General features: G+C 48.9%; 11 protein-coding genes. 7 read left to right on the top strand and 4 right to left on the bottom strand.

The features are described from left to right. Positions 1-44: 44 nt before the first annotated feature. The 5 genes from prpB (at position 45) to H9J30_RS09185 (ending at position 11,047) form a co-directional block, all read left to right on the top strand. Positions 45-923: a methylisocitrate lyase gene (prpB, locus tag H9J30_RS09205; RefSeq protein ID WP_240130757.1), complete on the top strand. Its 879-nt coding sequence runs from the start codon at positions 45-47 to the stop codon at positions 921-923. Positions 924-1,156: 233 nt separating this feature from the next. After that, positions 1,157-2,284 carry a bifunctional 2-methylcitrate synthase/citrate synthase gene (gene prpC / locus H9J30_RS09200; protein WP_240130756.1) on the top strand — a complete coding sequence of 376 codons (1,128 nt, stop codon included), beginning with the start codon at positions 1,157-1,159 and terminating at the stop codon, positions 2,282-2,284. An 80-nt stretch (positions 2,285-2,364) separates the two neighbouring features. After that, on the top strand, positions 2,365-4,968 hold the full coding sequence (acnD, locus tag H9J30_RS09195; protein ID WP_240130755.1) for a Fe/S-dependent 2-methylisocitrate dehydratase AcnD: 2,604 nt from the start codon (positions 2,365-2,367) through the stop codon (positions 4,966-4,968). Between the two features lie 86 nt (positions 4,969-5,054). Next, positions 5,055-6,245 carry a 2-methylaconitate cis-trans isomerase PrpF gene (prpF, locus tag H9J30_RS09190; protein WP_240130754.1) on the top strand — a complete coding sequence of 397 codons (1,191 nt, stop codon included), beginning with the start codon at positions 5,055-5,057 and terminating at the stop codon, positions 6,243-6,245. Between the two features lie 254 nt (positions 6,246-6,499). Beyond that, positions 6,500-11,047: an EAL domain-containing protein gene (locus tag H9J30_RS09185; RefSeq protein WP_240130753.1), complete on the top strand. Its 4,548-nt coding sequence runs from the start codon at positions 6,500-6,502 to the stop codon at positions 11,045-11,047. 40 nt (positions 11,048-11,087) lie between these two features. Here the strand turns inward: H9J30_RS09185 and H9J30_RS09180 are convergent, their stop codons facing one another. Beyond that, a complete protein-coding gene (locus tag H9J30_RS09180; protein WP_240130752.1) occupies positions 11,088-12,179 on the bottom strand; it encodes a branched-chain amino acid aminotransferase in 1,092 nt (363 codons plus the stop codon). Between the two features lie 187 nt (positions 12,180-12,366). Beyond that, complete coding sequence (locus H9J30_RS09175) at positions 12,367-13,167, bottom strand: DUF1223 domain-containing protein (RefSeq protein WP_240130751.1); 801 nt, start codon at positions 13,165-13,167, stop codon at positions 12,367-12,369. A 70-nt stretch (positions 13,168-13,237) separates the two neighbouring features. On the opposite strand from H9J30_RS09175, the gene H9J30_RS09170 reads away from it, so the two are divergent. Together H9J30_RS09170 and H9J30_RS09165 are read left to right on the top strand one after the other, a co-directional pair. Further along, on the top strand, positions 13,238-13,504 hold the full coding sequence (locus tag H9J30_RS09170) for a Rho-binding antiterminator (RefSeq protein WP_240130839.1): 267 nt from the start codon (positions 13,238-13,240) through the stop codon (positions 13,502-13,504). 17 nt (positions 13,505-13,521) lie between these two features. After that, positions 13,522-13,857: a hypothetical protein gene (locus tag H9J30_RS09165; protein ID WP_037413738.1), complete on the top strand. Its 336-nt coding sequence runs from the start codon at positions 13,522-13,524 to the stop codon at positions 13,855-13,857. Between the two features lie 136 nt (positions 13,858-13,993). On the opposite strand, the gene H9J30_RS09160 is transcribed toward H9J30_RS09165, so the two are convergent. Together H9J30_RS09160 and H9J30_RS09155 are read right to left on the bottom strand one after the other, a co-directional pair. Next, positions 13,994-14,350, bottom strand: a complete 357-nt coding sequence (locus tag H9J30_RS09160) for a RidA family protein (protein WP_240130750.1) — start codon at positions 14,348-14,350, stop codon at positions 13,994-13,996. Positions 14,351-14,406: 56 nt separating this feature from the next. Continuing rightward, the gene (locus H9J30_RS09155; protein WP_240130749.1) at positions 14,407-15,930 is read right to left on the bottom strand and encodes a Na+/H+ antiporter NhaC family protein; all 1,524 of its coding nucleotides are present in this window, start codon (positions 15,928-15,930) and stop codon (positions 14,407-14,409) included. Positions 15,931-16,027: the final 97 nt, after the last annotated feature.

Raw genomic sequence — 16,027 nt, 5'->3', positions numbered from 1 at the left:
AATACTGATCATTCAGTACTTTTTAATTGGATAAGGACAAGACCATGACCCAAAGCGCAGGATTACGTTTTCGCCAAGCTCTTGCTAACTCAAAACCCTTACAAATCGTTGGCACCACCAATGCGTATTTCGCCTTGATGGCGGAGCAAACCGGTTTCCAAGCCCTGTATCTGTCGGGCGCAGGCGTCGCGAACGCTTCCTACGGTTTACCGGATTTAGGCATGACCTCGATGAATGATGTGCTGATCGATGCAGGTCGTATTACTTCAGCAACCAAACTGCCACTGCTGGTCGATATCGACACAGGCTGGGGCGGCGCCTTCAACATCGCCCGCACCATTAAAGAATTTGAGAAAATCGGTGTTGCCGCGGTGCACATGGAAGACCAAGTGTCGCAAAAGCGTTGTGGCCACAGACCCAACAAAGCGGTCGTCAGTACCGAGGAAATGGTTGACCGTATCAAGGCCGCCGTTGATGCCCGCACTGATCCTAACTTTGTGATCATGGCGCGTACCGATGCGGTTGCCGTTGAAGGCTTAGAAGCGGGTATCGAACGTGCAAAAGCCTATATAGCCGCCGGTGCCGACATGATATTCGCCGAAGCCTTAACTGAGCTCGACCAATACCGTCACTTCAAGGCCCAGGTTAAGGCGCCGATCCTAGCGAACATGACCGAATTTGGCCAAACCCAATTATTCAACAAAGAAGAACTTGCCGAAGCGGGTGCCGACATGGTGCTTTACCCACTCGGCACTTTCCGCGCTGCCAACCAAGCCGCGCTGAAAGTGATGCAAGCGTTGATTAATGATGGTCATCAACGCAATGTCTTAGACACTATGCAGACCCGTACGGATCTGTATAAGTACTTGGGCTACCACGCCTTTGAAGACAAGTTAGACCAACTGTTTAGCCAAGATAAGTAAAAGATAAGTACAGACCATGGACGTCAGTAGAAGCTTAGGCTTCGCGTTGTTACTGATACCCAGATGCATAAGCTGTGACCTCAAATAACGGCTTATTCATCACCGACACGCTGCAACCCTACATAAGGCTAAAACATTGTATTTAGCAAACATTATGCAGCTTTAACCAAAAAAGTAGACGGCGATATTGAGCTTGTCTGCAATAACCATAGCGTTAACGGAAGGGAAGGATTATGTCAGACGCAAAAAAATTAACTGGTGCAGGATTACGTGGCCAAAGCGCGGGTGAGACCGCATTAAGTACTGTAGGTGTATCGGGCAGCGGCCTAACTTACCGCGGTTACGATGTGAAGGATCTGGCCGAAAACGCCACCTTTGAAGAAGTCGCTTACCTCATCCTCTACGGTGAACTGCCCACCACTGCACAACTCGAGTCCTATAAAACCAAACTCAAAGGCATGCGCGGCCTGCCACAGGCATTAAAAGAAGTGTTAGAGCGCATTCCAGCCGACGCTCATCCAATGGATGTGATGCGTACCGGTTGCTCTATGCTGGGTAACCTTGAAGCTGAGCACAGCTTTAGCGAGCAAAGCGAAATTGCCGACCGTTTGCTGGCGGCCTTCCCATCGATTATCTGCTACTGGTATCGCTTTAGCCACGATGGCGTACGCATCGACACCGAAACCACTGACGAGCAAATCGGCGCCCATTTCTTACACCTGCTACACGGCAAAGCCCCATCGGCGCTGCACGCTAAGGTAATGGACGTTTCGTTAATTCTGTATGCAGAGCATGAGTTTAACGCTTCAACCTTTACCGCCCGTGTGTGTGCATCGACGTTATCTGACATGCATTCATGCGTCACTGGCGCTATCGGCTCACTACGCGGCCCGCTGCATGGCGGTGCCAACGAAGCGGCGATGGAACTGATCCAAGATATGAAAGACGAAGCCGATGCCCGCGACGTACTCATGGGTAAACTCGAGCGTAAAGAGAAGATCATGGGCTTTGGTCACGCTATCTACCGTGATTCAGATCCTCGTAACGCCATCATCAAAGAATGGTCTGAAAAACTGGCCGCAGATTATGGCGATGATCGCCTCTACCGCGTATCGGTCGCCTGTGAAGCCCTGATGTGGGAACAGAAAAAACTCTTCTGTAACGCCGACTTCTTCCACGCCAGCGCCTATCACTTCATGGGCATTCCAACCAAATTGTTTACCCCAATCTTCGTTTGCTCACGGGTAACAGGTTGGACGGCGCACGTGATGGAGCAGCGTTCAAACAACCGCATTATTCGTCCAAGTGCCGATTATGTGGGTGTATCACCACGCAAAGTGGTACCCATTGCCAACCGTTAAGCAAAACTGACCACACTTAGCGCGAGACTTCACTCAATGTGCGTCTCGCGCCGACTTCATTTTCCGAAATGGATGATGTTATGAGCACTGTTATGAACACCCAATATCGCAAGCCTTTACCCGGCACAGCACTCGACTATTTCGATACCCGCGAAGCCGTTGAAACCATCAGCCTCGGCGCCTATGCGAAATTGCCTTACACCTCGCGCGTGTTAGCGGAAAACTTAGTGCGTCGCTGCGAGCCAGAAGCACTCACAGACTCACTAAAACAAATTATTGAATCAAAACAGGAACTGGATTTCCCATGGTTCCCGGCCCGCGTGGTGTGCCACGATATTTTAGGGCAAACCGCGCTGGTTGACCTTGCGGGTCTGCGTGATGCGATTGCCGCTAAGGGTGGCGATCCAGCGCAGGTTAACCCCGTTGTGCCAACTCAGCTAATTGTTGACCACTCACTGGCGGTAGAATACGGCGGCTTCGATAAGGACGCCTTTGCGAAAAACCGCGCCATTGAAGACAGACGCAACGAAGACAGATTCCACTTTATCAACTGGACGCAAAAAGCCTTTAAAAACATCGATGTGATCCCACAGGGTAACGGCATCATGCACCAGATTAACCTAGAGCGTATGTCACCCGTGATCCATGCTCGCAACGGTGTGGCCTTCCCAGATACTCTAGTCGGCACCGACAGCCATACTCCCCATGTGGACGCGCTGGGCGTTATCGCCATCGGTGTGGGTGGGCTTGAAGCCGAAAGCGTGATGTTAGGCCGCGCCTCCTATATGCGTCTGCCCGACATTATCGGCGTTGAGCTAACAGGCAAACCTCAGCCGGGTATCACTGCAACCGATATCGTGCTGGCTCTGACCGAATTCCTACGTAAGGAAAAAGTGGTTTCTTCTTACCTTGAGTTCTTCGGTGAAGGTGCTGAGGCCTTAACCCTTGGGGATCGCGCGACTATCTCTAACATGACGCCAGAATTTGGCGCCACCGCCGCCATGTTCTATATCGACCAACAAACGCTAGACTACCTAACCCTCACGGGCCGTAGCGATGAGCAAGTTAAATTGGTTGAAACCTATGCCAAGACCGCAGGTTTATGGAGCGATGATCTCAAGCAGGCCGAGTACCCACGTACCCTGCATTTTGACCTGTCATCGGTTGTGCGTACCATTGCAGGCCCATCTAACCCCCATGCTCGCGTTCCAACTTCAGAGCTGGCCGCGCGCGGCATCAGTGGCGTGGTTGAAAACGAGCCAGGGTTAATGCCAGATGGTGCAGTGATTATCGCGGCTATTACAAGCTGCACCAACACCAGTAACCCACGTAACGTGATTGCAGCAGGCCTGCTGGCACGTAACGCCAATGCCAAGGGTTTAAGTCGTAAACCTTGGGTGAAAACCTCACTCGCCCCTGGCTCTAAAGCGGTGCAACTGTATTTAGAAGAAGCCAATTTACTGCCAGAGCTTGAGTCTCTAGGCTTTGGTATCGTCGGTTTTGCCTGCACCACCTGTAACGGTATGAGCGGCGCCCTCGATCCGGTTATCCAGCAGGAAGTGATCGAGCGCGATCTTTACGCCACCGCCGTATTATCCGGTAACCGTAACTTCGACGGCCGTATTCACCCTTACGCCAAACAAGCTTTCCTCGCATCGCCACCGTTAGTGGTGGCCTATGCGATTGCGGGTACCATTCGTTTCGATATCGAGAAGGATGTGTTAGGCCTCGATAAAGACGGCAAGCCAGTGCGCTTAATCGATATTTGGCCAACGGATGCTGAAATCGATGCCGTGATTGCCACAAGCGTTAAGCCTGAGCAGTTCCGCAAAGTCTACGAGCCCATGTTTGATTTGAGCGTCGACTACGGCGATAAGGTCAGCCCGCTGTACGACTGGCGTCCACAATCAACCTATATCCGCCGCCCACCTTACTGGGAAGGCGCATTAGCGGGCGAGCGCACCCTCAAGGGCATGCGCCCACTCGCGGTATTAGGCGACAACATCACCACCGACCATTTATCGCCCTCAAACGCGATTATGATGGACAGCGCGGCGGGCGAATACCTGCACAAAATGGGCCTGCCAGAGGAAGACTTTAACTCCTACGCGACCCACAGGGGCGACCATTTAACCGCCCAGCGCGCGACCTTTGCCAACCCTAAACTCAAAAACGAGATGGCGATAGTCGATGGCAAAGTTAAGCAAGGCTCACTGGCACGTATCGAGCCAGAAGGCATAGTCACCCGCATGTGGGAAGCCATTGAAACCTATATGGATCGCAAGCAGCCGCTGATCATTATCGCCGGCGCCGACTATGGCCAAGGCTCATCCCGTGACTGGGCGGCAAAAGGTGTGCGTTTAGCGGGGGTTGAGGCGATTGTCGCCGAAGGTTTCGAGCGTATTCACCGCACTAACTTAGTCGGTATGGGCGTGTTGCCACTGGAGTTCAAAGCGGGCGAGAATCGCGCCACCTATGGCATCGATGGTACTGAAGTGTTTGATGTTTATGGTGATATCTCGCCAAGAGCAGATTTGACCGTTATCATCACCCGTAAAAACGGTGAGCGTGTCGAAGTGCCAGTAACTTGCCGTTTAGATACCGCCGAAGAAGTATCAATCTATGAAGCTGGCGGCGTACTGCAACGGTTTGCGCAGGATTTTTTAGAGTCGAATCTGAAGTAAGATTCGCGCTAAAAGGCGGCAATGCCGACAAACTTGCCGCCTATATCGACACGTACCTTTTCGCTATTCCCCTTGGAGTTAATAGCATGAGTAATAAACTTTTCCCGCCCCAGATTAAAGTGGCTGCAACCTATATGCGTGGTGGCACTAGCAAAGGGGTATTTTTCCGTCTGCATGATTTACCCGAAGCAGCCCAAGTATCCGGCCCAGCCCGTGATGCACTACTGCTGCGCGTCATTGGCAGCCCCGACCCCTATGGTAAACAAATTGATGGTATGGGCGGCGCAACTTCCAGCACCAGCAAGACGGTTATTCTGTCTAAAAGCAGCCAAGCCGACCACGATGTCGACTATCTGTTTGGCCAAGTGTCTATCGACAAACCCTTTGTGGATTGGAGCGGTAACTGTGGCAACTTAACCGCCGCCGTCGGCGCCTTTGCCATCAGCAATGGGCTGATTGATGCTGCGCGCATCCCGCAAAACGGTATCTGCACCGTGCGTATTTGGCAAGCCAATATTGCAAAAACCATTATTGCCCATGTGCCGATTACTGATGGCATGGTGCAAGAGACTGGCAATTTTGAGCTCGATGGCGTGACCTTCCCCGCCGCCGAAGTCCAAATCGAATTTATCAACCCCGCCGATGATGATGGTGAAGGGGGAAGCATGTTCCCCACGGGTAATTTAGTGGATGTACTGGAAGTGCCCGGCATTGGCGGCTTCAATGCCACCATGATTAACGCGGGTATCCCGACCATTTTTATCAATGCCGAAGACTTGGGTTATACAGGCACAGAGCTGCAGGACGATATCAACAGCGATAACGCTGCTCTTGCCAAATTTGAGACCATCCGTGCTTACGGCGCTCTACATATGGGACTGATAAAGCATGTTGATGAGGCCGCCGCCCGCCAACATACCCCAAAAATCGCCTTTGTTGCTAAACCGAAGAGCTATGTGTCATCCAGCGGTAAAACCGTAGCGGCAGAGGAAATCGATCTTCTGGTTCGCGCCCTTTCCATGGGCAAACTGCACCATGCAATGATGGGCACCGCTGCAGTTGCCATTGGCACTGCCGCAGCGATTCCCGGAACATTAGTTAACCTCGCCGCAGGTGGTGGAGAGAAAGAAGCAGTACGGTTTGGTCATCCCTCTGGCACGCTGCGCGTTGGAGCACAGGCAATACAGGAAAATGGCGAATGGACAGTAGTCAAAGCCATTATGAGTCGCAGCGCTCGAGTACTGATGGAAGGTTTTGTTCGCGTGCCGAAACCTTAAACCAATATAGAGTTCAACCAAAGGCCTTGCTTCTCCTCCTTCCGGCAAGGTCTTTTTTATTTCTCTGCTCAGTTAATCCCGATATGTTGGCATTCAGTAAAAAATGCTAAACTTGCTTTGGTTACAGCTGCTAATTATAAAATCCTTTGGGCTGCATAAACCTGTGAATAAATTAATCATTATTCTGAAACTGAGTTCGCGTCTACCTTATTCTTAACGCGATATCCCCAAAGTAAAGTTAGCAATACCTCCCAATGTTGGGATTTATAGGGGTAGCTTTGAGTCAACCAATCCTTAGACTAATCTTTAGCGTGCTCTGCATTATCAGTTTTTTTGCGGTGCCCCCCAAAGGCTTGGCATTACCTTTAAATGCAGCTAACACACAGCTGAAATTTGAACACATCCGTAGTGAAGAAGGGTTAAACCAGAATACGATTACTAGCCTTTTTATGGACAATGCTGGCATGCTGTGGATTGGCACTCAGGATGGTCTCCATAGCTATAACGGCTATAACTTCAATCTTTTTATCCACTCACCTAATGATCCTAAAAGCATTTCAGAAAGCTATGTATCAGATATTATTCAAGATGCTGATGGCTATCTTTGGGTCGGAACCTTTAGCCAAGGGATTAATCGATTAGATTTAAAAACGGGTACCTTTGAGCGCTTTGGAGCTGAACAAGGTCTGACAGACCCAAGAGTCACTAAACTCAATATTGTGGGTAATACCCTTTGGATTGGTACTCAGGGAGGATTATTTTCAGTCTCGACCAAAACCAAGCGACTTACACAGGTTTCATTAGGGACTAGCATAGAACCTTACATTACCAGCCTTGCCAACGTTGATAACACCTATTTACTTACGGGCACTAAGGCAAGTGGGACTTTTGCAGTCAGCGCCAATACAATTACTCGACTCAACGTCCCTCAGGACAAGACAGCATATCAAATCAAAGCAAACTCAACCCGCGCCATTACTTTAGCTCTAGATAATCAACTCTGGCATTATGATCTGGCGACTCAGCAGGGAAAAATGCTTTGGCAAGCAGAAAAGAATATTCCGTATATCAAAGATTTTATCCGTACACCCCAAGGACAATTCTGGGGTGTGGGCCCTGGGGCAGGATTAATCCAACTAGAGCCAGATGCTGATCATTTTATCGCTTCATACCATAAGTACGATATGAAGCGCACAAACAGTATTAGTGAAAATAATATCCTGTGCCTGCTTGAAGATACCTTCGGTAACCTGTGGCTTGGCACAAGCTATTCAGGTTTAAATAAGATCAATACCCGCCGGCAATATTTTCAGCATTTGTTTGAATATACCACCGAATTACCGCTGCAGAGCAACAATGTTCGCACCATTTACCGCAGCCAAGATCAGGCGCTATGGATAGGAACTGAAGGCGCAGGCCTTAAACGCTTAGCCGCCAATAGCACCACATATGAGCACTACACCGCCTTTTTTGCCAAAGCGTTAGGGCAAGAGACTCAGCAGTTAAATTTAATCCTGCGCTCGATTATCCAAGATAAGCAAGGCATTCTCTGGTTTGCCAGTAATTATGGATTAGGGCGCCTCACTCCCAATGGTGAGTTTAACCTGCTTAATGTTGCAGATAGCCAAGATACTTCAGCAGAAGCTAACTATATCCGTAGTCTAGAGTTAGATAATCAAGATAGGCTGTGGGTGGCGACATCCCATGCGCTATACCGAAAATCCAGCGTAAATGATGAGTTCACCCCTGTGCCACTCACTGGAATTGAAAATTTCCATCCAATTCAAAACCTGTTGCTGACGCTTAAATCGGATAAAAATATCCTATGGATTGGCTCGCTTAATGGCCTAGTGAAATGGGATATGAAAACGGAACATGGCGAAGTTTTTTATCATGATCCCCATGATAAAAATAGCATTATCAACAATCGCATTAGAGACATTTTCATCGCAAGTAATGGTGATACCTGGTTTGCTACCCATGGGGGCATTAGCAGGCTATCAGCTCAAGCCTTATCCCCTATTTTTAGCGACTATACCCGCGAGCAAGGCTTGCCCAGCGATACAATTTACGCCCTGTTGGAGGATGATGACAACCACATATGGTTCAGCAGCAATGCAGGAATCGGCAAGTTGAATCCTCATAATGGCAAAATCATCAATTTCAACGAACAGGAAGGCCTGCAGGCGCTGGAATTTAACGGTGGCGTTAAACTGAAAGACAGTGATGGCGATCTATGGTTTGGCGGGATTAATGGCATCAATCGCTTTAACCCCAAAACCTTGCCTAATCAAAGAAGTGAAGCCAGAGTCGCACTCACTGCATATAAAATTGCCGGTCAAAAACAGACTATCTTAGATCTTAGCCATCCTCCGCAAATCGTGATGAACTATGCAGATCAATTAATCAGTTTTGAAGTGACCTCACTGGATTTCAGCTACCCAGGAAAAAATCGCTTTAGTTATTTCCTCGAAGGATTTGATAATCAATGGCACGATTTACCCACTGGTAATGAAATCACCTTTACCAATATCGATCCTGGCAACTACCTACTGCACGTGCGTCACTCTCTAGAGTACAACAGCAAAGGTAACTATGCGCTTTTGGTCAATTTAACCGTCAACGCGCCTTTTTATCGCACCCCATTTGCGTATGCGCTTTATATCCTATTAACTCTGGGTTTAATGGGGTGGGCTTTTAGGTGGCGTAAGCTAAAACGCTCGCAACAACAAGAGTTTGAAACCAGCATTCGCGCTTCGGAGGAGCGGCTTAAACTAGCCCTTTGGGCTTCTGGCGACGGGTTGTGGGACTGGAATATCCAAGAGCAACAAGTGTATCGAACCAATACCGATATTGCCGTTCCGCAATGGAACGGCCACCATCTGCTGCACGACAATGCTCACCCCGAGGATAGGGAAAGATTTAAGTATGAGCTGACCGAACACTTACAAGGCCACTCTCCATTCTTTGAAGTCGAATACCGCATTGAGCATTCACCGGGCAAATGGGTTTGGATCCTTGAGCGGGGCAAAGTGGTCGAAACCAATGCACAGCAACGCCCTATCCGAATGACGGGGACAACCCGTAATATCACCTCGCGCAAGTTGATCGAAAATGAACTGGTGCTCTCATCCCAAGTACTCAACAGCATGAATGAAGCCGTAGTCGTTGCAGGCTTAGACTATCGAATTCGCTCAGTCAATCCGGCCTTTAGCGCTATCACAGGTTATTCAGAGCGGCAAATCAGCGATAAATTCTTAATTCATCTAGCCTATAGCAGACAACAACGGGATCTGTTTAATAGCATCGAGCAACAGTTACTGCGCCATAAACATTGGGCGGGGGAAATTTGGATCCGCAATAAGGCCCGCCGGGCGATTCTCGTTTGGCTCGAGATTAACCAAGTTATCGACGTAAAAGGTGAAACCAGCCACTTTGTCGCGGTATTTACCGATATTACAGAACGTAAAAAGGCCGAGGAAGATTTACGCTTTCTTGCCAGCTTCGATACGCTCACAGGACTACCTAATCGCACCCTATTTCAAGACAGGCTTAATCACGCGATATCTCAAGCACATAGGTCGAATAATATTGTCGCCCTGCTGTTTTTAGATCTCGATCGTTTTAAACATATCAATGACTCCATGGGACATCATATTGGCGATCTGCTGCTTAAAGCGGTTGCCCACAGGCTGCAAAGTGCCGTCCGCGAAGGGGATACGGTTGCCCGCTTAGGAGGGGATGAATTTACCATTATTTTAGAAGGTGTGGCAAAAACCAAAGCCGCCACCTTGATCTCGGAGAAAGTGCTTAAAGCGTTCCAAGCGCCCTTTTTATTAGACGATAAATCGCTCAACATATCCACTTCGATAGGTATTAGCCTGTATCCAAATGATGCGAAGGATGTCGATTCGTTGATTAAATTTGCTGATACCGCCATGTACCACGCCAAAGCGCTCGGCCGGAATAACTTCCAGTTTTATACAAACAAACTCAATGAGATGGCCACTCGCCATATACAACTCGAAACCGGGCTAAAACAAGCCATCTCACGCAATGAGTTAAGCCTTGTATACCAACCTAAGTTTTGCCTTCGCAACGGTTCTTTGACTGGGCTTGAGGCGCTATTGCGCTGGCAGCATTCAGAATTAGGCCCGATCTCACCTGCTGAGTTTATTCCTCTTGCGGAAGAAACAGGCATGATCAATCAAATCGGCCATTGGGTGATTAACCAATCTTGCCAACAACTGGCTGAATGGAATGAGTTAGGGTTTAGCGATATCAGCATGGCCATCAACCTGTCCGCTCGGCAGTTAAAAGCCGATATTATCTCGACCATTGAAGTGGCCCTTGCGGTATCGGGGCTGCCCGCCAAGGCGCTTGAACTAGAATTAACCGAATCGATGATCATGGGCAACCCGCAGGAGTCGGTGAATATTCTATCTAAACTCAAGGCACTAGGTTTAACTATAGCAGTGGACGATTTTGGCACTGGCTACTCGAGCTTGAGTTACCTTAAACGTTTCCCTATCGATACCTTAAAAATTGACCGCGAGTTTGTGCGGGACATTACCAACGACCCCGATGATGCGGCCATTACCAGTGCGATTATCGCACTCGCCCACAGTCTGGAGTTGAATGTGGTAGCAGAAGGGGTTGAAACCCAAGAACAGCTGAACTTCTTAGCGCTGCAAGGCTGCGATCAGGTGCAGGGCTTCCTGCTGAGTAAACCGCTGAGCGCCAAAGATTGCCAAACGCTATTACAACAACGCACCAAAGATCGGCAAGATGTAAAAAAATAAGGCTCCATAATGGAGCCTGATTCTTTCAATTTAGCCGCAATTAAGGCGCAACACGCTCGACGCGTTTTACCCATCCCTTAGGGCCTTGAACATGACCTTTTTGGATATCGGTATACAGTTTGTAGATGCGTTGAATATGCTCACCCACCTCGCCGTTGCCAACAGTCACCACTCGGCCATCTTCAAAAATATAAGAACCAACAGCTGACACTACGGCGGCAGTTCCAAAGCCACCCGCCTCGATAATCTCGCCGGATTCGATATCAGCAATAAACTTATCCAGCATGACTGTCTCTTGACGCACTTCGCAGCCGAGTAGCTCACTGAGTTCCATAATGGATTGTGAGGTAATCGATTTTAAGATGGTGTCGGTGAATGTCGGGATAATCACTGTGCCATCTTTGAGAATGTGGAAGTGGTTCATGGCGCCTGCTTCTTCAATCTGCTGATTGTTGGCATCTAAATACAACACCTGTGAGGCGCCAAACTGCGCGGCTGCTTTACCGGCACGTAATGAGGCGGCATAGTTACCCGCCGCCTTCGATGCACCGGTACCACCCGATACAGCGCGGTGATAGGTTTTACTGATCAACAAACGGATACCTTTGTTCACTCCGGCAGCATAGTAAGCACCACTAGGGCTTAACACTACGCAGAAAGTGTAACGAGAACTTGGGCTTACAGACAGACGGTCTTCGGTCGCAAAAATAAAGGGGCGAATGTATAAACAGGCACCTTCTTGCATCGGGAACCAGAGACGATCCACATCGATCAAGGCGTTGATCGCATCGATTTGCATCTGCTCATCGATATTAGGAATACAGACAATATCCGCAGAACGATTCATACGCTCAGCGTTTTTATTAATACGGAACGTATAAATTTCGCCATCTTCATGCATAAAGGCTTTAGCGCCTTCGAAGATTGATTGGCCATAGTGCAACGCCATCGCACCCGGCGCCATTTCAAACGGGCCATAGGGCACAATACGAGGATCGCGCCACTCACCATCGCGATAATCCATTAAAAACATATGATCGGTTCTGAGGCTACCGAAGCCCACATTTCCCTCGGGCTTGAATTGCTCAGTACGGCGTTCGGACGCAGGTTTTAAATCGTATTTTATTTCCATCGCATACCACCTTGATTACTGAACAAGCAGACTAGGTAGCAGCAAGAATAAAGTCAATAGGTGACATTCATCTAAAAGTCTTAGCCGATAAAATAACCCAATAAAAAATGTCTTATCTCCCTCCTGTAATAGTCAATCCCCTGATTCCACCACGCTTATTGACCTTATAGGTTATCCCGAATTTGGCTCAAGTCTGCTCAAGCCAGCCACCAACAGCCTGTATTGGTTCACCATTAAGCGTTAACCACACCACCCAAGCCAAACGGGGCGCTTCTAGTGCAACCGTTGGAATCGTATTGAGGGATTGATCAAAATACAAAGTTGAATCTGAAGCCGCTAGCTCTGTAACTCGGGCGCTGCCGGAGATTGTTTGCAAGCTAAGCACGACAAAATCATGGGTTAATTTTTTATGGCGATTCTCACCGCGTTTTGTCTCAGTCGTTAACCCTGAGCCAACGAGTGCTAAGTGTAACCGTGCTTGACTCAAGTCTTTATCCTGAGCCCAAGGTTGTTGCGGCGCAAAACTCGCTTCGAGTTGCCGATTAGCGATGCGCACCTTAAGCAACCCCACTGCTGGCTGGGGCGCAGTAAATATGCCAGTGAAGTCACGGGAGAACCAACCCCGCCATTCCTGTGCATTAATCACAAACTGCGGTGTATAAACTTGCCGTATATGCTTCTGGTTTAAATGCTGATATTGACGCTCACTGAACGTCCTTTGCCCAAAAATATCCTTCCATCCTAGGTAATCCCAATAGGTGACATGAAAGGCCAGCGGAAAATATTCCTGCCATAGGTCGGTCTGATTAAAATGCTCTGACAGCCACGCATCGGCGGGCGGGCAACTGCTACATCCCTGTGAGGTGTAAAGTTCGATAATATATGGACGGGTCGCTGCACTCTGCGCTTGAAAAGGGGCCAATGTCTGAGCCAATACGGGTTGCCAAAACTGCAACCACAAAAGACCAAAGAGTACGATGCACTTCATATTCAATTCTCCTATCGCTGAATATGAGACCTTGAATTGCATCTAAATCATTCAACTGAGAACAAAGATGATGTCTGAGTATAAAATAATCCCCTGTGCCCACTACGACTACCTTGAACTGGCTTGCCTTCGCGGCTATTGGCTCAAGATTGAGTTGCAAGACGGCAGCCAGTGCCAAGCACGGGCAATTACGACTCAGACCCATGCAGATAAGACTGAATGGCTAATCGTTGAACATCAAGCGGGACAGCAAACACTGCGGCTAGATAGCATTATCGCCATCACGCCGACGGATCCCGCTGCTAGTTTTGGCCGTGTTATGATTGCGAGCCAATAACAAAGGAGCAAAAATAAATGGCAAGGATGATTCTGCTATTGGAATTAGGCGATTGGACTGGTGGTCACCACGGCCAATCTCCCTACTTGGTGGAGTTTGATAGCAAGCGACTCGATTCCCCCTTTGACGTTAGCGAAGGTTGGGGACACGGATTGGGTGGCAGCCGTTATTCGTTGGCACGGTTTGTTGAAACTGAACATTATACTCAACTCAAGCTCCACGCATCTTGGGCTGCGGCCATCATAGCGCAAGATTTACCAACACTGGATATTGAAGCCATCTCCCAAGGCTTGCAGGCACATTATGCCTCGCACAGCCCAAATATTCCGGCAAATCTGGCTCGGTATTTCTAACTGAAGATCTTGTTCTAATTGAAAATCGCGTTGTTGCGACGGATATGACACCAGAATCTCTGGCAGCAATTACCTGATGACGAATAAAGCCAAGTATTAACTTGGCTTTACGACCAACTTAGCTGTCGATCGCGGTTTACGCCTTGGCTACAGCCGCAATCACAGAGACTTCAACCAGATATTCAGGCTCGGCAATCGCCGCCTGTACACAGGCACGGGCTGGTGCATGACCTTGTGGTACCCAAGCGTCCCAAACGGCATTCATGGCATCGTAGTCATTCATATCCTTTAGATAGATAGTGGCTGACAACAAGTGCTCGCGGGAACTACCCGCCTGCGCTAACAAAGCATCCACCTCTTCTAACATAGTGGTCGTTTGTTCGGTGATGTTTTGATACTTATCCTTTGCGACCTGACCACATAAGTACACAGTACCTTGGTGGATCACTATGCTGCTCATGCGTGTACCAACATCTAAACGGGTAATGCTCATAGGGATAATCTCTTAAATCAGATAGTTAATTCTGTGACTATTTTACCCCGAAAGGCTCAGTTTGTCTGCGAACGAGCGCCCACCCAGGGCGGATAAAAGCGCGTCATTAGCATGAGCAAACCTAGCGCCGTAAATATCACGCCACACCATACAAACACTGTTGCCACGGATAAATTGACTAGCTGAAATCCCACCAATGCCGCAAAGGCAGCAATAAGTGCGAAGGGTAACTGAGTCACTACATGATCATGGGGCAAACATCCGGAGCTGGTCGCGCTCAGCACGCTGGTATCGGAAATCGGCGAACAATGGTCGCCAAACACCGAGCCCGCCATCACCGCGCTCAATACGGGTAACAACATGCTGGCATCCATATTATGGGCAATTTCACCGCCAATTGGGATCATAATGGCAAACGTCCCCCAGCTCGAACCTGTGGCAAAGGCCATGATGGCGCAGAGTAAAAACATACCCGCCACCAGCAAACTGGGGGATAAATACCATTTTGCCCAATCGGCCAATAAACTCGCCACGCCGAGATCTTGGATCACCGCGCCAATCATCCAAGTACAGAGCAATATTGCAATCGCAAACGCGATCATACGGATCCCATGGGCTAGGTCACCCAATAACTTACCTATGCTTCGGCCTGACATCATTAACAAGCCAAGGGTCACCGAGGTCGATAACAAACACGCATCACGCATCGCAGCACCAATATCGGCGCTGGCTAACCAGGCCGAAATATCCCATGAAGGCACCTGCTGCGCCCCCGACCACAGGGTTAACCCAACAGACGCGCCCAGCAAGGTCAGCATAGGAATCGCCAGCAACCAAGGATTACCTTGGGAGCTAGACGGCGCAATTTCCATCTGAGTCACCTTACTCGGCTCAGCCGCCATTAACACTGCCCCCTCGATTGGGCGAAATCCCACCCCAAACCAAGCCACAATCAGCGATAACCCTAAGGTCGTAATCGCATAAAAATTGGATAAAGCCACCTCGATAAAGGCCTCAACCGCAGAAACTGGTAAGAAACTTAATCCCGCCAGCAGCGCCATCACATAGGGCCCCCAACTAGAAAAAGGTAACAAGGAACAAAGTGGTGAGGCATTAGAGTCAACCAAATAAGCCAGTTGCTCCTGACGAATACCGTAACGTTGGCTCAAAGGCTGGCACACATGGCCCACGGCAAGGCAACTAAAAATACCATCAATAAAGATCAACCAGCCCAGTAACACCACCCCGATACGTGCCTGTCGCCCCGAGCGAATACGCCGATATAACCAATCACCGAACTGCCCGACTGCGCCACTTCTGGCAAGTAGTTGCGTCATGCTCCCAAGCAGTAACATGGCCATCAGTACATTTAAATGCCACCATTGCCACGCATCTTGGCTATAAAACTGTTTAACACCTATCTCGAGGAGATAACTCACGCTTTGCAGGATATCGAAATGGGCAATAATCAAGGCGCCAGAGAGTATTCCGACGCCTAACGCGACTAAAGTACGTCGCAACCAAAGGGCTAATACCAAGGTTAAAACCAGAGGAAGTATGGCGAGCAAATTCGACAACATGGGCCATTCCGACAATAAATAAAACCAAGAATACTAACGAGTTAATAACAAATGCAAAAAAACTTAAATTAGCACTCGGTTATCGGACGTTTTTTAG

Source organism: Shewanella cutis, assembly GCF_022410515.1.
In the GTDB taxonomy this organism is placed as follows: Bacteria; Pseudomonadota; Gammaproteobacteria; order Enterobacterales; family Shewanellaceae; genus Shewanella; species Shewanella cutis.
The sequence above is the reverse complement of the archived record's forward strand: the minus strand, read 5'-3'. Positions and strand labels throughout refer to the sequence as shown.